Annotated in this window: 13 protein-coding genes and 3 pseudogenes; 13 read left to right on the top strand and 3 right to left on the bottom strand. The window is 38.4% G+C overall.

The genetic code is table 11. The annotated features are described in order from the left end of the window. The first annotated feature begins 49 nt into the window (after positions 1 to 49). From E3C75_RS09560 to E3C75_RS09520, 9 genes and pseudogenes are all read left to right on the top strand, one after another. Positions 50 to 1,216, top strand: a complete 1,167-nt coding sequence (locus tag E3C75_RS09560) for a galactokinase (RefSeq protein WP_111679661.1) — start codon at positions 50 to 52, stop codon at positions 1,214 to 1,216. 19 nt (positions 1,217 to 1,235) lie between these two features. Then, positions 1,236 to 2,717: a UDP-glucose--hexose-1-phosphate uridylyltransferase gene (galT, locus tag E3C75_RS09555; protein WP_100262617.1), complete on the top strand. Its 1,482-nt coding sequence runs from the start codon at positions 1,236 to 1,238 to the stop codon at positions 2,715 to 2,717. Positions 2,718 to 2,744: 27 nt separating this feature from the next. Continuing rightward, a complete protein-coding gene (galE, locus tag E3C75_RS09550; RefSeq protein ID WP_084828962.1) occupies positions 2,745 to 3,746 on the top strand; it encodes a UDP-glucose 4-epimerase GalE in 1,002 nt (333 codons plus the stop codon). Positions 3,747 to 3,814: 68 nt separating this feature from the next. Next, positions 3,815 to 4,861 (top strand): aldose epimerase family protein, encoded by a 1,047-nt coding sequence (locus E3C75_RS09545; protein ID WP_084828961.1) that lies wholly within the window; start codon positions 3,815 to 3,817, stop codon positions 4,859 to 4,861. A 105-nt stretch (positions 4,862 to 4,966) separates the two neighbouring features. Next, on the top strand, positions 4,967 to 6,871 hold the full coding sequence (locus E3C75_RS09540; RefSeq protein WP_084828960.1) for a sugar MFS transporter: 1,905 nt from the start codon (positions 4,967 to 4,969) through the stop codon (positions 6,869 to 6,871). A gap of 3 nt (positions 6,872 to 6,874) precedes the next feature. Beyond that, positions 6,875 to 9,955 (top strand): beta-galactosidase, LacZ type, encoded by a 3,081-nt coding sequence (gene lacZ / locus E3C75_RS09535; protein WP_111679660.1) that lies wholly within the window; start codon positions 6,875 to 6,877, stop codon positions 9,953 to 9,955. A 561-nt stretch (positions 9,956 to 10,516) separates the two neighbouring features. Beyond that, a pseudogene (locus E3C75_RS09530) lies at positions 10,517 to 10,633 on the top strand (IS3 family transposase); the annotation flags it as partial. 171 nt (positions 10,634 to 10,804) lie between these two features. Next, a complete protein-coding gene (locus E3C75_RS09525) occupies positions 10,805 to 12,013 on the top strand; it encodes a metallophosphoesterase family protein (RefSeq protein ID WP_084828956.1) in 1,209 nt (402 codons plus the stop codon). Beyond that, positions 12,010 to 15,189, top strand: a complete 3,180-nt coding sequence (locus E3C75_RS09520; protein WP_084828955.1) for an SbcC/MukB-like Walker B domain-containing protein — start codon at positions 12,010 to 12,012, stop codon at positions 15,187 to 15,189. The genes E3C75_RS09525 and E3C75_RS09520 overlap by 4 nt, the downstream gene beginning before the upstream one ends. Before the next feature lie 275 nt (positions 15,190 to 15,464). On the opposite strand, the gene E3C75_RS11845 is transcribed toward E3C75_RS09520, so the two are convergent. After that, entirely contained in the window at positions 15,465 to 15,947 is a 483-nt protein-coding gene (locus E3C75_RS11845) for a hypothetical protein (protein ID WP_223899710.1), read from the bottom strand. A gap of 382 nt (positions 15,948 to 16,329) precedes the next feature. Between E3C75_RS11845 and E3C75_RS09510 the strand changes: the two are divergent. From E3C75_RS09510 to E3C75_RS09500, 3 genes and pseudogenes are all read left to right on the top strand, one after another. Beyond that, positions 16,330 to 17,437: pseudogene (locus tag E3C75_RS09510) on the top strand (IS3 family transposase). A gap of 258 nt (positions 17,438 to 17,695) precedes the next feature. After that, positions 17,696 to 18,265, top strand: a complete 570-nt coding sequence (locus tag E3C75_RS09505) for a hypothetical protein (protein WP_084828951.1) — start codon at positions 17,696 to 17,698, stop codon at positions 18,263 to 18,265. Between the two features lie 291 nt (positions 18,266 to 18,556). Beyond that, positions 18,557 to 19,806 (top strand): annotated as a pseudogene (locus tag E3C75_RS09500) (ISL3 family transposase). 91 nt (positions 19,807 to 19,897) lie between these two features. On the opposite strand, the gene E3C75_RS09495 reads toward E3C75_RS09500, so the two are convergent. Both E3C75_RS09495 and E3C75_RS09490 read right to left on the bottom strand, forming a co-directional pair. Beyond that, positions 19,898 to 20,302 carry a type II toxin-antitoxin system death-on-curing family toxin gene (locus E3C75_RS09495; protein WP_084828954.1) on the bottom strand — a complete coding sequence of 135 codons (405 nt, stop codon included), beginning with the start codon at positions 20,300 to 20,302 and terminating at the stop codon, positions 19,898 to 19,900. Then, the gene (locus E3C75_RS09490; protein WP_084828953.1) at positions 20,299 to 20,520 is read right to left on the bottom strand and encodes an AbrB/MazE/SpoVT family DNA-binding domain-containing protein; all 222 of its coding nucleotides are present in this window, start codon (positions 20,518 to 20,520) and stop codon (positions 20,299 to 20,301) included. Before E3C75_RS09490 ends, E3C75_RS09495 begins: the two co-directional genes overlap by 4 nt. A 532-nt stretch (positions 20,521 to 21,052) precedes the next feature. Here E3C75_RS09490 and E3C75_RS09485 point away from each other — a divergent pair. Then, positions 21,053 to 21,316 carry a hypothetical protein gene (locus E3C75_RS09485; protein WP_084828952.1) on the top strand — a complete coding sequence of 88 codons (264 nt, stop codon included), beginning with the start codon at positions 21,053 to 21,055 and terminating at the stop codon, positions 21,314 to 21,316. Positions 21,317 to 21,337: the final 21 nt, after the last annotated feature.

Here is a 21,337-nt window from a genome sequence, read left to right as displayed (position 1 = left end):
AGGGATTACAATTTCAGTGTAAACAAAAAGAATAAGTGAGATACAGCCTATGAATACGTTACAGTTAAGAGAAAAGTTTAAAGAAGTTTTTGGTGTAGAAGCAGATCATACTTTCTTTTCACCAGGTCGTATTAATTTGATTGGTGAGCATACGGACTACAATGGAGGTAACGTCCTTCCGGTAGCTATTACCCTAGGTACTTACGGAGCGGCCCGCAAACGTGATGACAAAGTTTTGCGTTTCTTCTCAGCTAACTTTGAAGAGAAGGGAATCATCGAAGTGCCACTTGAAAATCTTCGTTTTGAAAAAGAACACGACTGGACAAACTATCCAAAAGGTGTTCTTCATTTCTTGCAAGAAGCTGGGCATACGATTGATTCAGGTATGGATATTTACATCTATGGTAACATTCCAAACGGATCAGGCTTGTCATCATCATCATCTTTGGAATTATTGATTGGTGTTATTGTTGAAAAACTTTATGACCTTAAATTGGAACGCCTGGACTTGGTTAAAATCGGAAAACAAACGGAAAATGACTTTATTGGCGTTAACTCTGGTATCATGGACCAATTCGCTATTGGTATGGGAGCTGATCAATGTGCGATTTACTTGGACACAAATACTCTAAAGTATGACTTGGTACCCCTTGACCTCAAGGATAATGTCGTAGTCATCATGAACACTAACAAACGTCGTGAATTGTCTGATTCTAAATACAATGAACGTCGTGCTGAATGTGAAACAGCAGTATCTGAACTACAAGAAAAATTGGATATCCAAACTCTCGGTGAATTAGACCTCTGGACATTTGACGCATACAGCTATTTGATTAAAGACGAAAACCGTATCAAACGTGCACGCCATGCAGTTCTTGAAAATCAACGTACACTTCAAGCTCGTAAAGCTCTTGAAGCAGGAGAATTGGAAGGCTTTGGACGCCTTATGAATGCTTCTCATGTGTCTTTGAAATATGATTACGAAGTTACAGGTCTTGAACTTGATACTTTGGCACACACAGCTTGGGAACAAGAAGGAGTATTAGGAGCCCGCATGACAGGAGCTGGTTTCGGTGGGTGTGCCATTGCACTTGTAAACAAAGACAAAGTTGAAGACTTCAAAAAAGCAATTGGTCAACGCTATGAAGAAGTCGTTGGTTATGCACCAATCTTCTATATTGCCGAAGTAACTGGTGGTTCACGAGTACTTGATTAATGAGAAAGAAGTAGAGATTATGGCTGAAAATTTAGTAAACACTTTTGTAACTCAGGTTATTGAAAATAGTGATTATGAGGAATTGGACCGTATCTATTTGACAAACAAAGTTTTTACTTTGGTTGGAGAAGGAGTTGCTGATGTTGAAACAGATAGCTCTGAATTGATTGACCTTAAAGACCAGTTGCTTCAAGCAGGTGTTAAAGCTGGTTCCGTAGGTGAACTTGACGAAGAACAAGATATCATCGGTGCTCAACTCATGGACTTAATTACACCAAGACCGAGCGTTGTCAATCGTAACTTCTGGGGTACTTATAAATCTAACCCAGAGCAAGCAATTGCTGACTTTTATGCACAAAGTAAACGAAATGATTATGTGAAAGTCAAAGCCATTGCACAAAATATTGCTTATAAAGCACCAACTAAATACGGTGACTTGGAAATTACGATTAACCTTTCAAAACCTGAAAAAGATCCCAAAGCCATCGCTGCAGCTAAAAATGCGGTAGCTTCTGATTATCCAAAATGCCAACTTTGTATGGAAAATGAAGGTTATTTGGGTCGCATTAATCACCCAGCCCGCAGCAATCACCGTGTTGTTCGTTTCCAAATGGAAGACAAGGAGTGGGGCTTCCAATACTCGCCTTATGCTTACTTTAACGAACATTCTATCTTCTTTTATGGTAAGCACGAACCAATGCACATCAGTCCATTGACGTTTGGCCGTCTCCTAACAATTGTTGAAGCATTCCCTGGTTACTTCGCAGGTTCAAATGCCGATCTTCCAATTGTAGGTGGTTCAATTCTTACACATGAACACTATCAAGGTGGTCGCCATACCTTCCCAATGGAAGTAGCAGGCATTAAAGAAAAAGTTAGCTTTGATGGTTACTCTGATGTTGAGGCTGGCATCGTTAATTGGCCTATGTCTGTTCTTCGTCTAAGAAGTGAAGACAAGGAAAGACTTATCGCTCTTGCAACTAAAATCCTAAATTGCTGGCGTGGTTATTCAGACGAAAAAGCTGGGGTCTTGGCTGAATCTGATGGACAACCTCACCACACCATTACTCCAATTGCTCGTAGAAAAGACGACAAATTTGAATTGGATTTGGTTCTTCGTGACAATCAAACTTCTGAAGAACATCCAGACGGTATCTATCACCCACATAAAGATGTTCAACATATTAAGAAAGAAAACATTGGTTTGATTGAAGTTATGGGATTGGCCATTCTTCCACCTCGTTTGAAAACAGAACTTAAAGATGTTGAAGATTATCTATTAGGTCAAGGTAACCAAGTTGCTCCAATTCACCAAGAATGGGCAGATGAACTCAAAGCTCAAAATCCGAATATTACGGCTGAGGAAGTGACAGAAGTTGTTCGACAATCTGTTGCAGATATCTTTGCTCGTGTACTAGAAGATGCAGGTGTTTATAAGACTAATAGTGAAGGCTTGGATCAGTTTAAAGCATTTGTAGATTTTGTAAATTTAGCTGATTAATTTTTTTCTGAAGAAAGGAGATAAGAAATGGCAATTTTAGTATTAGGTGGAGCTGGTTATATCGGTTCTCACATGGTTGATCGCTTAGTTGAAAAAGGTCAAGAAAAAGTAGTAGTAGTAGATAGTTTGGTAACAGGTCACCGTGCTGCCGTACATCCAGATGCTATTTTCTATCAAGGCGATCTTTCTGATCAGGATTTTATGAGAAAGGTCTTCAAAGAAAACCCTGATGTTGATGCTGTTATTCACTTTGCGGCCTATTCTTTGGTTGGTGAATCAATGGAAAAACCACTCAAATATTTTGATAACAACACAGCTGGAATGGTTAAATTGCTTGAGGTTATGAACGAATGCGGTGTTAAATACATTGTCTTCTCATCAACAGCAGCAACTTACGGAATTCCAGAAGAAATTCCAATTCTTGAAACAACACCACAAAATCCTATCAACCCATATGGTGAAAGTAAGTTGATGATGGAAACCATTATGAGGTGGTCAGACCAAGCTTACGGCATCAAGTATGTCCCTCTTCGTTACTTCAACGTTGCTGGTGCCAAACCTGATGGTTCGATTGGTGAGGACCACGGTCCAGAAACTCACTTTCTACCGATTATTCTTCAAGTAGCTCAAGGTGTTCGTGAAAAAATCATGATCTTTGGGGATGACTACAATACTCCAGACGGGACTAACGTTCGTGACTATGTGCATCCATTCGACTTGGCGGACGCTCACCTCCTTGCTGTTGAATATCTTCGTAAAGGTAATGAATCTACAGCCTTTAACTTAGGTTCATCAACAGGTTTCTCAAACCTTCAAATTCTTGAAGCAGCTCGTAAGGTAACTGGTAAAGAGATTCCAGCTGAAAAAGCTGATCGTCGTCCTGGTGATCCTGATATATTGATTGCTTCATCTGAAAAAGCACGTACAGTTCTTGGATGGAAACCACAATTTGATAACATCGAAAAAATCATCGCAAGTGCTTGGGCATGGCATTCTAGCCATCCAAAAGGGTACGATGATCGAGGATAATTAAAATAATAAACAAAAAACAAAGAGTATATATAATTGTTGTACTCTTTGTTTTTTGAGGAAATAATATGAAAATAAGCTGTGAAATTATTGGAAAAGTTGATTCAGGCGATGTCAGTAAAATTTCAATGGAAAACAATAATGGTGTTGTCATTTCCACACTCACAACAGGTGCTACACTTCAGGAGTTTTTGGTTCCAACGGAAACTGGTGCTCTTAAAAATATAGTACTTGGTTTCAGTGATTTCGAGGATTACTATAAGAATAATTTATGTGCCTGCCAGTCCATTGGTAGGGTTGCTGGAAGAATTGGGAAAGCTTCGTATACTCATAATATGGTTCTTTATAGCCTTCCTAAGAATGAGGGAGAAAACTGCTTACATGGCGGTCCAAAAGGAATGCAGGTCCAAAATTGGAACTATGTCACAAACCTGAATGATGAATATGTTGAGACAAAATTTATTAGAAGACTTTATTCAAGTGTAGATGGCTTTCCTGGTGATGTGACAGTCTCTATTAGTTATAGACTTGACAATAATAACCGCTTAACAATACTCTTTGAAGCCTTCGATGTTACAGAGTCAACAATTTTTAATCCGACAAACCATGTTTACTTTAATCTTAGCGACAAACAGGATTTATCAAGTCATGAGTTACAAATCTATTCAGACTATCGTTTAGAGTTGGATTCTGAGTTAATTCCAACAGGACAAAAAATTAATGTAGATGAAACGAATTATGATTTTAGAAAGACAACTGACTTGCTACCTCGAATTGAAGCAAATAATGGTTTTGATGATGCCTTTGTAGTTGGAGGGGGAACTTGTGATCATGTCAAAGAAGTAGCTATTTTGCATGACAAAGAAAGCGGAGATGGTATTGAAATCTTCTCAAACAGAAATGGTTTAGTTATTTATACTATGGATATTATAGAGGATAATATTTACTTTGCAAGAGATCGAGGAACAATTGCAAAAGGACGAGAAGCTATAGCCATGGAAGCTCAAACCCTTCCAGATGCCATTAATCACAAAGGTTTTGGAGATATTATCTTAGATAAAGGTCATAGTGTAAACTATGAAATTGGCTTCCAATACTTTAATTCATCAAAATAATCATGTATTAGTAAAAGTTTAGTAAAAAACTACTAAAACTATTGACAATTCAAACTAATACTTGTATAATGGAAGCGTATTCAAAAATAACAGGAGGTTCTCATAATGAGAAAATCTAACGTTCAGATGAAGTCTCGTCTATCCTATGCAGCGGGTGCTTTTGGTAACGACGTCTTCTATGCAACGTTGTCAACATACTTTATCATGTTTGTGACAACTCACTTGTTTAACACAGGTGATCCAAAGCAAAATAGTCACTACGTACTATTAATTACTAACATTATCGCTATTTTGCGTATCTTGGAAGTATTTATCGATCCATTGATTGGTAATATGATTGATAACACTAACACTAAGTATGGTAAATTCAAACCATGGGTAGTTGGTGGTGGTATCATCAGTTCTATCACCTTGTTGCTTCTCTTCACCGATTTAGGTGGTTTGAATAAAACAAATCCTTTCTTGTACCTTGTACTTTTTGGAATTATCTACCTTATAATGGATGTCTTCTACTCGATTAAAGATATCGGTTTCTGGTCAATGCTTCCTGCCTTGTCTCTTGATAGTCACGAACGTGAAAAAATGGCAACTTTTGCCCGTATCGGTTCTACGATTGGTGCCAATATTGTAGGTGTTGCCATCATGCCAATCGTTTTGTTCTTCTCTATGACGAACAGTAGTGGCTCTGGAGATAAATCTGGATGGTTCTGGTTTGCATTTATCGTTGCACTCATTGGTGTGATTACATCAATTGCTGTTGGTATTGGTACACGTGAAGTTGAGTCAAAACTTCGTGATAACAATGAAAAAACTAGCCTTAAACAAGTCTTTAAAGTTCTTGGTAAAAACGACCAATTGATGTGGCTGTCTCTCGGATATTGGTTCTATGGTCTTGGTATTAATACACTTAATGCTCTTCAACTTTATTACTTCACATTTATCCTTGGTGATTCAGGGAAATACTCAATCCTTTACGGATTGAATACAGTTGTTGGTTTGGTTTCAGTTTCACTGTTCCCTAGTCTTGCTGGTAAATTCAACCGTAAACGTTTGTTCTATGGATGTATTGCAGTAATGCTCGGTGGTATCGGAATCTTTAGTATTGCAGGTACTTCACTTCCAATGATCTTGACTGCAGCTGAACTCTTCTTCATTCCACAACCTCTTGTGTTCCTTGTTATCCTTATGATTATCTCTGACTCAGTAGAATATGGTCAATGGAAATTGGGACACCGTGATGAATCACTTACTTTGTCAGTTCGTCCACTTGTTGATAAACTTGGTGGTGCGATGTCAAACTGGCTTGTTTCTACAATTGCCGTAGCTGCCGGTATGACAACAGGTGCCTCAGCATCAACAATTACAACACATCAACAGTCTATTTTTAAGCTTAGCATGTTTGGTTTCCCAGCAGCAGCAATGCTTATCGGTGCCTTCATTATTGCTCGTAAAATCACTTTGACTGAAGCACGTCACGCTGAAATTGTTGAAGAATTGGAAAATCGCTTTAGCGTAGCAACTTCTGAAAATGAAGTTAAAGCTAACGTCGTATCTCTTGTAGCCCCTACAACTGGTAAACTAGTTGATCTTTCAAGCGTTAGTGATAAACGCTTTGCTTCAGGTAGCCTAGGTAAAGGATTTGCAATCAAACCTTCAGATGGTAAGGTTTTTGCCCCAATTAGTGGTACAGTTCGTCAGATTCTACCTACTCGTCATGCGATTGGTATTGAAAGTGATGATGGTGTCGTTGTTCTCGTACACGTTGGTATTGGAACAGTTAAACTTAAAGGTGAAGGGTTCATTAGTTACGTAAAACAAGGTGATCGTGTTGAAGTTGGACAAAAACTTCTTGAGTTCTGGTCACCAATTATTGAGAAAAATGGTCTTGATGACACAGTACTTGTCACTGTAACTAATTCAGAAAAATTCAGTGCTTTCCATCTTGAACAAAAAGTTGGAGAAAAGGTAGAAGCTTTGTCTGAAGTTATTACCTTCAAAAAAGGAGAATAATTTATGAACACGACTGAAAAAATTCAAACTTACTTAAACGATCCAAAGATTGTTAGCGTTAATACTGTTGACGCTCACTCAGATCATAAGTATTTTGAATCTCTTGCAGAATTTTCTGAGGGGGAGATGAAGTTAAGACAATCTCTTAATGGAAAATGGAAAATTCACTATGCTCAGAATACAAATCAGGTTTTAAAAGACTTTTATAAAACAGAATTTGATGAAACTGATTTGAATTTCATCAATGTACCAGGTCATTTAGAGCTTCAAGGTTTTGGTTCTCCACAATATGTGAATACCCAGTATCCTTGGGATGGTAAAGAATTCCTTCGTCCACCTCAAGTTCCTCAAGAATCAAATGCTGTTGCATCATACGTTAAACATTTTACCTTGAATGATGCATTAAAAGATAAAAAAGTATTTATCTCATTCCAAGGGGTTGCTACTTCCATCTTTGTATGGGTCAATGGTAACTTCGTAGGATACAGTGAAGATTCATTTACACCTAGTGAATTTGAAATTAGTGATTACCTTGTTGAAGGTGATAACAAGTTGGCGGTAGCTGTTTATCGTTACTCTACAGCAAGCTGGTTGGAAGACCAAGACTTCTGGAGACTTTACGGTATTTTTAGAGATGTTTACTTGTATGCTATTCCAAAAGTTCACGTTCAAGATCTCTTTGTTAAGGGAGATTATGATTACCAAACAAAAGCAGGTCAATTGGATATTGATTTGAAGACTGTTGGTGATTATGAAGACAAGAAGATTAAATATGTTCTTTCAGATTATGAAGGCATCGTTACAGAAGGTGATGCATCTGTTAATGGTGACGGTGAACTATCTGTAAGTCTTGAAAATCTTAAAATCAAACCTTGGAGTGCTGAAAGTCCTAAACTTTACAATTTGATCCTTCATGTTTTGGATGATGACCAAGTTGTTGAAGTCGTTCCAGTTAAAGTTGGATTTAGACGCTTTGAAATTAAAGATAAACTTATGCTTTTGAATGGTAAGAGAATTGTCTTTAAAGGGGTTAACAGACACGAATTTAATGCTAGAACAGGACGTTGTATCACTGAAGAAGATATGCTTTGGGATATCAAAGTGATGAAACAACATAACATCAATGCTGTTCGTACTTCACACTATCCTAACCAAACACGTTGGTATGAATTGTGTGATGAATATGGACTTTATGTTATCGATGAAGCCAACCTTGAAACACACGGTACATGGCAAAAACTTGGTCTATGCGAACCTTCATGGAATATCCCAGCTAGTGAACCAGAATGGTTGCCTGCTTGTTTGGATCGTGCCAATAACATGTTCCAACGCGATAAGAACCACGCTAGTGTTATCATTTGGTCTTGTGGTAATGAATCATATGCTGGTAAAGATATTGCTGACATGGCTGATTATTTCCGTAGTGTTGACAATACTCGTCCAGTTCACTATGAAGGTGTTGCATGGTGTCGTGAGTTTGATTACATTACAGACATCGAAAGTCGTATGTATGCGAAACCAGCTGATATCGAAGAATACCTCACAACTGGTAAACTAGTTGATCTTTCAAGAGTTAGTGATAAACACTTTGCTTCAGGTAACCTAACTAACAAACCTCAAAAACCTTATATTTCATGTGAATACATGCACACAATGGGTAACTCTGGTGGTGGATTGGAACTCTACACTGACTTAGAGAAATATCCAGAATACCAAGGTGGATTTATTTGGGACTTCATTGACCAAGCTATTTACAAAACACTTCCAAATGGTAGCGAATTCCTATCATATGGTGGTGACTGGCATGATAGACCTTCTGACTACGAATTTTGTGGAAATGGTATTGTCTTTGCAGATCGTACCCTAACTCCAAAACTTCAAACAGTTAAACATCTTTACTCTAATATTAAGATTGCTGTTGATGAAAAATCAGTAACTATCAAGAATGATAATGTCTTCGAAGATCTTTCTGCTTATACTTTCCTAGCTAGAGTTTACGAAAATGGTAGAAAAGTTAGTGAAAGTGAATATCACTTTGATGTTAAACCAGGCGAAGAAGCAACATTCCCAGTTAACTTTGTAGTCGAGGCTTCAAATTCTGAACAAATTTACGAAGTTGCTTGTGTTCTGAGGGAAGCAACTGAATGGGCTCCTAAAGGTCATGAAATTGTTCGTGGTCAATATGTTGTTGAAAAGATTAGCACTGAAACACCAGTCAAAGCACCTTTGAATGTTGTTGAAGGTGACTTCAACATCGGTATTCAAGGACAAAACTTCTCAATCTTGCTTTCACGTGCACAAAATACTTTAGTATCTGCTAAGTATAATGGTGTTGAATTCATTGAGAAAGGTCCTAAACTTAACTTCACTCGTGCTTACACTGACAACGATCGTGGTGCTGGATATCCATTCGAAATGGCAGGATGGAAGGTTGCTGGAAACTATAGTAAAGTTACAGATACTCAAATTCAAATCGAAGACGACTCTGTTAAAGTGACTTATGTTCATGAATTGCCAGGCTTGTCTGATGTCGAAGTTAAGGTAACTTATCAAGTTGACTACAAGGGTCGAATCTTTGTTACTGCAAACTATGATGGTAAAGCAGGTTTGCCAAACTTCCCTGAATTTGGTCTAGAATTTGCTATCGGTTCACAATTTACAAACCTTAGCTATTATGGATACGGTGCAGAAGAAAGCTACCGTGATAAACTTCCTGGTGCCTATCTTGGTCGATATGAAACATCTGTTGAAAAGACATTTGCTCCATATCTAATGCCACAAGAATCTGGTAATCACTATGGTACTCGTGAATTCACAGTATCTGATGATAACCATAATGGTCTTAAATTCACCGCACTTAATAAAGCATTCGAATTCAGTGCTTTGCGTAACAGTACTGAACAAATTGAAAATGCTCGTCACCAATATGAGTTGCAAGAATCTGATGCTACATGGATTAAAGTTCTTGCTGCTCAAATGGGTGTAGGTGGTGACGACTCATGGGGTGCTCCAGTTCATGACGAATTCTTGCTTAGCTCAGCAGATAGCTATCAATTAAGCTTCATGATTGAACCACTAAATTAGGTAGTTATTAAGAATCTAGTTGTACATTATTTGATAATTATAAAAGAGAAGCTTTGGAGGCTTCTCTTTTCATGTTTTAAAGGGGATTAAATCATTAGTGTGTTAGTATCTTCCAAAAATCTACAAGCGGTACTGATTAGCACTCCAACACAATATAAATATATTTCAAGTGATTTAAGATAGGAATTAGCTATTACCGGTGTTTCTCTAAAAGAAATAAAAATCATACCATTCGTTCAGATGGAATAATGCATGTGACTTATAAAAAATCTCAAGTAGGGAAATAGTAAATACTACATGCCTAGTTCCAAGTCAGCTAACAAGCTACGGATAAAAAATGCCTAGAATAAAGTAAAGTCAGGAGTCCTTAGGGTTCGGATTATTTTTAGGTTTTCATAGTGAAAAATTTAAAAAGGATCGGTACTGACAATAACGAAAAGTGAGTAAATATTATTGCCTAAAATACAAGATGTGCACTAGTACCAACCTATATGATAATGCTTAGAATCTATAAAAGTCAATTAAAAGAATAGATAATATTGATTTTCTTGGTTAGAGGTATTTAAATTACTTAACCAATTGAGGCAGGGTAGTCTAGACTATATTGATTACTACAACAAATGCATTAAGGTAAAACTAAAAGGACTCAATCCTGTGCAATACAGAGCTAAATCCTTTGCTTACATAAATTGTCTAACTTTTTGGGGTCAGTACAGGATAGCTTGGGAGAGATTTTTTGATCTTTACAGCTAAAAAACGGGAAAACTATCAAAGCCTATGAAACTTTTAAGCAGTATTTAGCTTGATAAGGTACAATAGAAGTAAGACAAAATGAATGAGGAGGTTGTCATGAAGTTTTTACATACGTCAGATTGGCATGTAGGACGAACCCTCAATGGCTGGTCTTTGTTGGAGGAGCAGGAGTGGGCTTTTCAACAAATTGTGGATTTGGCTATTAGCGAAAAAGTGGATGGGGTTATCATTTCTGGGGACCTCTATGACCGTGCGGTGCCCCCTGTGGATGCGATTAAGCTTTTTAATAAGACCTTGGCCCGCTTGGTACTGGAGGAGCAGATTCCTGTCTATGCGATTAGTGGTAATCACGATGGGGCTGAACGTTTACATTTTGGGCGTGACTTCTTTCAACATCAGGGCCTTCATTTAAGTACACGTTTGGAGGAGGCTTTTGAGCCTATTGAGTTGGAGAATTGCCAGATTTTTCTGCTGCCTTTTATCGATCCTATTGATGCTCGTATTTACTATAAGGATGATGAGGGAAAGGAAATTCAGGGGATTGGTGATGCCTTGACCTACATTCTTGAGGATATGGAAAAAGCTTTTGATCCTGACAAAGCTCATGTCTTGGTGGCGCATTTTGCGGTTTCTAAGAAGGATGATAGCGATGGTCAGGGTCTTCGAGAATTGATGTTGTCTGAAACCAGTAATACGGTAGGTGGTCTTACCAATGTGACCAGTGACCTTTTCAAGTCTTTCGATTATGTTGCCTTAGGGCATATCCATACGCGTTTTGCTAGTCCTACCAAGCGCGTGCAATATTCAGGCAGTCCAGTCGCCTTTAATGTCAAAGAAGCCAAGCGTAAGGAAGAAAAGGGTGTCTATATTCTTGAACTGGATGCGTCTGGTGATATGTCTCAGACCTTCCATACTCTAGAGGTTAAACGGCCGATTGTGGCTTTACAGGAATCTTTTGAAACCTTGATGTCACCTGAATTTTATAAGAATCAACCTTGTCAAAAAGCCTGGTTCGCCTTTGATATTCAACTGTCTAGTCGTAAGGAATTAGAGGGTATCAATGTGCGTGCCCAACTGGAAGAGATTTATGGGACAGACATTGTAGAAATTACTTTCAGTCGTCTGGGTGATGTTAGGGAAGAAAACTTGACCGTTGATCAGCACTTAAAAGATTTGGAAATGCAGTCGCCCCAGGAAATCGTATTTGATTTTTACCAGACAGTAACTGGGGGCGATGTCTTATCTGAGAGACAGACTGCCCTTGTGGAAAGTGTTTTTGAGGAGATTGAGAGGAGTCGACAATGAGACCAGTCCAGTTAGAATTGACCAATTTTGGACCATATCGTAAGGAAGTTATTAATTTCACTCAGTTTGACCATGCTCCCCTCTTTTTGATTGGAGGGGACACAGGGGCTGGTAAGAGTACTCTCTTTGATGCCATAACGGTAGCCTTGTTTGCTACGACCAGTGGTGATCGTAATGTTGAGGAGATGCGGTCAACTTTCGCTGGTCCAGAGGATGATTTGACCAAGGTGACTTTCTATTTCCAACAAGGCAATCACCTTTATCGCATTGACCGAGTTCTCCAGCAAGAGAGGGCCAAGCAGGGTGGGGGCACTACCATGCAAAAGGCGACGGCTTCTCTAGTCATTGTGGATAAGATTGGTGGTCAGGAAATTGAAAAGCTTGGGGATAAGATCAAGGAAGTGAGTGACCAGATTGAGCAGATTTTGGGGCTCAATGCTGAGCAGTTCAAACAGATTATTCTCCTTCCACAAAATGATTTCAGCCGTTTCTTGAAAGAAGATTCTAAGACCAAGACTCAAATTTTAAAGAAAATCTTTGGAACGGGTATTTTTGACCATTTTCAAAAGAGCTTGGAAGAGCGTCTTCGTCAGAGTAATAAGGATATGGAAAAGCGTCAGGCTCAGCTAGATGGCCATTTTGCCAGTCAGGTTTGGTCTGTGGAAGAATTAGCCCTCTTGGAGCAAACGCCAGCCTCTGAAAAATTGACACGTCTTGAAGAGTTTTTATCTCAGCGTCAAGAAAATGTTACGAAGCAAAAAAGCATCTTGAAGGATGCCCATGAGGATTTGGCACAACTGCAGAAGAGTTTGCAAACTGCCCAAGATATGGCAAAGATTTTTCAAGAAGTGGAGCAAGCCAAGGAGCGTTACCGTATGGAAATTGAGGAGGGAGCTCAGGGACAGGCAGAGGCAAAAGCACATCTGGAGGAATTACAGTTCGCTCAAGGATTACAAGAAACCATTAGTAGCTTGAAGCAATATCAGAAACAGTTGGTACAATTAGAGCAGGACCTTGACATTGCTCAAGAAGTATTAAGTGAAAAGCGTCAGGCGTTTGAGGATGTTAAGGCTCAAAAAGAGGAACTCGCAGTTCAATCTAAGGATTTTCTTCAAAAAGAAGAGGAGCTTGAAACTTGGAAAGAGGATATTATCTATGCCCAGAGTCTTGCCCAAGAACAGGAGAAAATCAAACGTTCAATGACTAACTACAAGCAGTTGGAAGAAACCTATCAGCAGGCTAGAAAAGAGATTGAGATGCTTAACAAGTCCTTGTCTGACTTGGAGGCTAATCGTCTTAGTTTAGAGAGTTTACATGAGGCCGAAAAACTCCTCCAGATTGTGGGCTACAGTGTGGAGAATCAACTGGCTCAGGACCTGAAAGAAATAGAGGACTTGAATCAGGAGTTGACAAAGACCGAAAAACGTCATCAAATGTTATCTTTCGATATTGATCAAGCTCAAGAAATTCTCAAAGAATTGGAAGAGGAGTTAAGAAGGACTTTGGCTTCACGCCGTCAACTCATGATCGTCCAACTGCAGGCAGAGTTAGAGGAGGGGCAGCCTTGTATGGTTTGTGGTGCTCTGGAACACCCTAATATTGGTGGAGCACAGGCTGATGAAGTGGCCTTGAAAAATCTCATGGATCAGGTGGAGAAGCTTCAAGCTCAAAAAGAAAAGCAAGTCGCTACTTTATCAAATCGTCAGGCTACCTTGAGTGAAGTTGCATCTAAACGTCAGGATTTGCTTGACAAAGTGGCTAAAGTCAAGGTAACTCTTGAAAAGCACTATCAAGAATTAGAAGAGCACGTTAAGGGACGGTTTGATTTTGATTTTTCGGTAGACTATGAAACTGACCGTGGGCAAGCCCTACTCCTGAAGGTTGAGCAGTATTATCAAGAGTTACAAAAACGTTATGATAGGGAAGAGAGAGATTATGTCCGATATCAAGATGAGCTAGGTAAGGCTCAAGAAAAAGCGACAGATTTGGCTAAAACCTATCAAGAGGCCAAGGCAGTGCTTGACCAAGCTCAAGAACGCCTAGAGGACTTGCAGGAAGGTCATCCAGAACTTGAGTCTGTTGAGGTATATCAAGAACGGATTTCCCTTGCTCATCAGGAGCTGAACCTCTACAATAAGCAAGTCAAGGAAAATAGCGAAGCCTACAACCAACTTCATGCCGACATTAAAGGAATCAAGGGGCAGATTGAGAGTATAACTAAGTCTAAAGATAAGGTAAATCAAGATGTTAAGCGATTATCTGCTGAATTAGAGCAAAGTCTCAAGGCTGAAGGAGCCCTCGCCAATGACTTAGAGCAGGTCGAACTCTGGCTTATTGAGGTAAATAATCAAGCTATTCCTATGCTTCAGGCCAAATTAACGACCTATGCAACGCTCAAACAAGAATTACAGGCGCAGATTCGTAAGGGGCAAGAGCTTCTCCAAAATCAAGAACAACCAGATCTCGATAGTCTAGCGCAAGCAGTACAGAATTGTCAGGAAATCTATGATAGGCAGCTCGCTCAGTTTTCTGTCATGGAAAAGGGACTTAAGGATGCGACGGCTACCTACCAAGCGGCTAAAACCCTTCAAGACAGCAACCAAGAGGCCTTTAAGGCCCACCAAGAACTCAGTGATTTGGTTAAGGTGGTTAAGGGAGAAAATACTGCTCTAACTGGTCGTCTTAATCTTGAGGTCTACGTTATCCGTCAGTATTTCCAACAAATCTTGGACTATGCCAATGCTAACTACATCGGACTATTAACGGATAACCGCTATTCCTTTGTTCTAAGTGAGGAAGGACGCAGGGCGCGTGATCACTTCGGTTTGGATATCAACGTCTATGACCAGCTGACAGGTAGTGAACGCTCCGTTAAATCCTTGTCTGGTGGTGAAACCTTTATCGCTGCACTGGCCATTGCCCTATCCCTCTCAGAAGTGGTGCAAAATACCAGCAAGGGTGCTGTTGTTGAAGCTCTCTTCATCGACGAAGGTTTCGGTTCACTTGATAAGGAAGCCCTCACCAAGGCTATCTCTGTCCTAGAACAAATCGGTGAAAATCGCATGGTCGGTGTCATCAGCCACGTGGACGATATGAAAGAAGGTATTGCTCAGCAACTAGTTATCATCAAGTCGCACGATGGCAGTAGCCGTATTAAAATTGTGGATAAGGGGTAGGAGGAATCAGTTTATATAATACTCTATATCAGATAATCGCAGTTGTAGCCATGTCAAATTTGTTCTAATCAGCATAGAAAAAAGGTAGTTGCATCAACAACTACCTTATGTAGAATTGTTAAAAAGCTGATGGTTTGTATAACATATTTAATTCGTCCTACTCGTAAAAAAGTGCGGACGGATTTTTTTGTCATCATATTTGACAATGTTATAGCAAAAACTAATCAAGGTAATATGAGGCTACCTAATGTCTCCCTAATTCGTTGAACTTTTAGCTAGGTGAAGTAATTATCAATTTCCTCCTCATTTTTTAGTATATCCACCTCATCAACACCACAACTTACTGCTAATTCTATAGATTCCTGAAAAGCGATGCTATGGTCAGGAGAAAATGCCTTTCCTAAAGGTTTATAGTAAGCCTTGATTTCTCTCTGAAGTTGATGGTTATGTAATTCAAATTCATTCTCTAAAAAATAGCCACATTCTTGTATCTCCTTTAAGTAATCTTCCATTAGTAATTTTTCTTTCATTGTGAGATTATCTTTAGAGATTTCATATAGGAAAGTTCCTATAGTATTTCCGATAACCGCTCCTAAAATAGGTATTGGAATTATAGCATGTCCTAGCATTGAGGATAATGCACTAACTGATACTTCAATACATAAGATTTGCGAATTTAGTAAAAATTCTTCTTTTGTGATTAAGTTTTTACGGAATTTGTATGCTTCTTCAGCGATACCAAATGAAGCAGTGCACAATGAACTTGCTACTGCTACAGGAGTGGCTGTGTAATTTGTTAGGGCATAGATGGTAACACCTCGAGTACTTCCTTTAATAGCTCCAATTCCACTATCTTTAGAGATATCAAGCCAATCATCTTTTGTAAACTCACTAATAGTTTTCCCTAAGCGCTTTTTTTTAATTATTGCTGTTATAAATGCAGTAACCCCTTCTAGAGAAGCTGCTATAGCGGATATATAGGCTCCCTGTTTGAAAGTAGGTTTGCTTTTATTGTATATATCTCTTCAAGTATTAGTATCAATATCCTTTATATTACCTTTTTCATTATAAATAGTGGTTGAATAGGTTACACTAAACTAGACATATCTGTTCTACACTAAAGAAAAGAGGAGAACAGATATGTCTAGAAAAATTCGCCGTTACTTCACAGATGACTTCAAACAACAAATCGTTGACTTGCACAATGCAGGTAGAAAACGCAGTGAACTGATCAAAGAATATGATTTAACACCCTCAACCTTCGATAAGTGGGTTAAACAAGCAAGAATAACTGGTTCCTTTAAAACTGTCGATAATCTGACAGGTGAACAACGTGAGTTGATAGAACTCAGAAAACGAAATAAAGAGCTCGAAATGCAATTAGACATTCTAAAGCAATCGGCAGTGATTATGGCACGAAAAGGGAAATAATCACTGCTAACAAGGATAAATACAGCATTTCAGCCATGTGTCGTTGGTTGAAGATTCCTCGCTCTAGCTATTACTACAAAGCTGTAGTGCCAGTATCTGAGGTACAACTTTAGGAAATGGTGAAGCGCATTTTTCTTGACAGTAAGTCCAGATACGGCGCTAGGAAGATTAAGAAATGTCTGGAAGCACAAGGGATTACCTTGTCTCGCCGTCGGACTCGTCGCATCATGAAGAGATTGAATTGGGTTTCTGTTTACCAGAAGGCTACCTTCAAACCGCATTCTAAAGGGAAGAATGAAGCACCAGTTCCGAATTTCTTAGAGAGACAGTTTAACCAACAAAAACCATTGGAAACCCTTGTGACGGACTTAACCTATGTTCGTGTTGCCAATCGTTGGGCTTACGTTTGCTTTATCATTGACCTCTTCAACCGTGAAATTATTGGCCTATCTTTTGGTTGGCACAAGACTGCTGACTTGGTCAAAGAAGCCATTCAAAGCATTCCCTACGCTCTCTGACCAAGGTCAAACTCTTCCATTCTGATCGTGGTAAGGAGTTTGATAATGCCTTGATTGATGAGATGTTAAAAGCCTTTGGCATCACACGTTTGCTGAGTCAAGCGGGTTGTCCTTATGACAATGCGGTAGCTGAGAGTACCTATCGCTCCTTCAAACTGGAGTTTATCAACCAAGAAAACTTCCGCTCTCTGGAAAAATTAACCCTTAAAACTAAGGATTATGTCCACTGGTGGAATCACCATCGCATCCACAGCACACTTAATTACCAAACACCCATGACTAAAAGAGCAATCGTTTAACAAAAACACTTTATAAATTTTGCACAGAAAAGTATTGCCTTTTCAATCAAGGAATCTACGCGTTCATCTATTGCTAGTAGCATTTCTCACGAGTTTAAAGGTCTTACGGAAATCAGAGATGAAAAGTTTAGGCAAGATACAGAAGGAAATGTAGCTGGTATGTTCAAAGTGTTGCTGAAATCTGGCTCTTGGGGGCTTAAACACATCCCATTGACCAAGGTAACACTGACATTTAACTTAGAATAAGAGGTAATCACGATGAAGAAAAATATTTTAACAACGGAACAAGCAAGTTTTTTGAAGCAGTACAATTTCTCACTATACCAAGAACGATTTGAGGTATTATGTGAAGCTCAAAAAGCTGAAAAGGACGGGCATCTAAATTTTGCCTCGGACGATGAATATAAAACATTCATTGATGCTGTAATGACTGAAGAATGGTCTGAAGAACTCTTTATGATCAACCTCTCAAATCCTATTGGATGTGAACACTTCCTTGCAGCACGAGAAGATGGCAATGGCGGACTAATTTGGTATGTCGTTGATTATAGTGAGGGAGACCGCTTCACTAAAGAACAAATTCAGTCGATTGTTCCAGAGGCATATCGATATAGTGCCTTTATGGTCTCTGAGATTGCTGCAGAAAAAGACTGGGGCCCAGAAGCCCAACACCAACGACTTGAACAAGCTAAAAAGCAAGCTCAAGAACATGAAAAGCCTATCGAGAACTTTCCAAAATCTCGTGTAGTCACAGATGAAGAAAGACAAGATGAACTTACACCAAGTTCTATTAGAACAGTAGCAGCAACTTTGAGACCTGCACAATAACTAATTATTTCTAAGTTATTATTCCAACTGTTAAATGTGATAGAGCTTCAAAAGAGATAGTTTTCCGAAACTGGAGCTGTCTTTTTTTCTTTGCTTATTTGAATTGGATCTAAAAAACTAGATGAACTTTTTCCAATTGAAGAATTAAAGGAAGACAAGCAACGAATAGTGGCTCTATAATTTCTGTAGTGGGTAAAACTACTGTAGGGATTATAGAGCTTTTTGAGTGTACACAAAAAGTCCCATAAGAACTATAATGAAAAGCAACCAAACCATCATTAGGAAGAACTTATGAGACTTATTAAGAATAACACAGAATTAATCGGAATCAAAGACCAAAATATCAAGATTTCACTTGTTTTTGAAACTTACACTCATATCGAGATTCAAGCAAAACTTGATTATCCTGCACCATCATGTCCTCATTGCCATGGAAAGATGATCAAGTACGACTTTCAAAAGCCTTCTAAAATCCCTCTTCTCGAGCAAGCGGGAACACCAACTCTACTACGTCTGAAAAAACGTCGTTTCCAGTGTAAAAATTGTAGGAGAGTAACGGTAGCTGAGACATCTATCGTTGAGAAAAACTGCCAAATCTCCAATCTAGTCCGACAAAAAGTTACACAACTCCTAACTGAGAAAGTGTCACTAACTGATATTGCAAGAAGACTTCGCGTGTCGACGTCCACTGTCTATCGTAAGCTTGATCAGTTTACTTTCAAGGAACATTATGACAAACTCCCTGCTGTTATGTCCTGGGATGAGTTTGGGTTCAAGAAAGGGGAATTGGCTTTTGTGGCGCAGAATTATAAGACAAACGAACTCATAACCATCCTTGATAATCGCCGCCAAACCACTATACGAAACTACTTTTTGAAGTATCCACTGAAAGTCCGACAACAGGTACAGTTTATCACGATGGATATGTCTGGAGCTTATATTCCACTGGCTCGCAAGCTCTTTCCAAACGCAAAAATCGTTCTTGATCGTTTCCACATTATCCAGCACCTTGGACGTGCCTTTTTAAAGACAAGAATTGCAATTATGAACCAATTCGATAAGAAGTCGCTACCCTATCGAGCCTTGAAAAATCACTGGCGACTCTTCCAAAAGGACAGCCGTAAACTATCTCTCAACTCTTTTTATTCAAAGACTTTCCGTCAAACTTTAGTACCACATGAAGTCGTTGCGAAGACACTAGTCTTTTCAAAAGAGCTTACTGACTACTATACACTTTATCAGCTTTTGCTTTTTCACTTTCAGGAGAAGAGAGTAGATGAGTTCTTTGAACTGATAGAGGAAAATAGGAGCAAGGTCAATCATTATTTTCAAACCGTCTTTAGGACTTTTCTTAGACACAAGCAATACATCAAAAACGCACTAGAAACGGACTATTCAAATGCGAAACTTGAAGCGACTAATAAGTTGATCAAAGACATCAAACGTTTGGGCTTCGGTTTTAGAAACTTTATCAACTTTAAGAAGCGTGTCTTCATCACACTGAACATACATAAAAAAAGGACCTATCCGGTCCTCTCTAGATGTTAGCTTTTCGTCACCCACTACAGTTGACAAAGAGCCGGAAATACAAAAAGTGGTTGTCAACTAAAGGTTGATAACCACTTTTTATCGTCATTTTGTTACATTTCCATCTTGTTTTAGGAAATGGATAATGGTTGTTTTCAATTCATCAAAATCTCCTTGAAACGTTGCAATTTCAACTGTTTTTTCAAGTCCATCATGTAAGGAAAGACTAGATTGGTAGCCATTCATTGCCAGAAACATATGTAAGGCAAGAACAGCAGTCCGTTTATTAGCATTATAAAAAGGGTGTTTCTTAATCAAGTTAATCCAAATAATAGCAGCCTTACTGTAAATATCCGGATAGAGAACTTTGCCGAAAATCTCCTGTTTTGGCTGTTCAACAATCATCTGCAAGCTATTAGGGTCAGCTATTCCAACGGGTTCCTTTGGAGAATATTTGCCAATAACCATAACATTGATTTTGATAATATCTGCAACGGTCAGATACCTCATTTATCCACCAATTCTTTCAAAAGTTCATCGTATTGGTTCATGGCTTTTTCTAGTTCTTTATCAAAATTAAATTTTGGCTCAGCTTTGCGAATGATGACATTGTTTCCTGAAGTAATGAATTCGATTTCTTCTCCGATTTCTGCTCCAAGAGTCTCTTTAATTTGATGTGGAATTGTAATAACCGTACTATTTCCTGTTTTTCTTAAGATAACATTCATGGCTCTACTCCTTTTGTATATACATTATAAAATGAACTTACAAAAAAGTAAAGTAAATACATTTGTTTTTCTCAATTACATAAGCTCCGAAAACTCATTTTTGTTAACCCTTGGTCTGAAATAATAGGTTATAAGTGATGAGAAACGAATAAAGTCTCTAATAGGTGCTTGGTATTACTGACATTTATCAAAGAATGATAAATGAGACAAAAAACCAGGTATTACGAAAAAAGGTAGAGTTTGAATTGAAATACAGTACAATTTACTGAATTTAGCCCCCCAAAAAAAGGCTTATTTTGAACTACACCCCAAAAGTTAGACAGAAAAAATCTAACTTGTGGTGTTTTTATTATGAGATAACTTATGATGATAAAGTTCTTATCTATAAACAGACAACATTGAATTTCTTGAATAATAATCAAAAGACTACTTTAAAATATTAGAACATTTAAGTATAATAAAACAGAATAATTAATAGTAAATCCCTGATAGCTATTTGGGGACCTGAAGACTTGATTTTTGGAGATTAAAAATGAAATCTGATTTTATGAAAAAAATTGATTCAAAGAAAAAAGCCATAATTTCTCTTATCGTACTATTATGTTTTGGTATAGGGTACTATCTACTTGTAATTTCACCACATCAAAAAGCGGTAAAGTCATTTAATGAAGTGACAGCCAGAATTCAAAAAGAAAACAGTAGCTTAGAGGAAACAATTAAAGTGTCTAAGAAACTACTTAGTAGTAAAGATAAGCCCTTAGACGAAAATCTGACGGTCGAACTAAAAAATGAATAGGTTACATTAAACTAGACAGAA

It is taken from the genome of Streptococcus thermophilus (assembly GCF_010120595.1).
GTDB classification, from domain to species: domain Bacteria; phylum Bacillota; class Bacilli; order Lactobacillales; family Streptococcaceae; genus Streptococcus; species Streptococcus thermophilus.
This window is presented reverse-complemented; position numbering and strand designations above follow the sequence as displayed.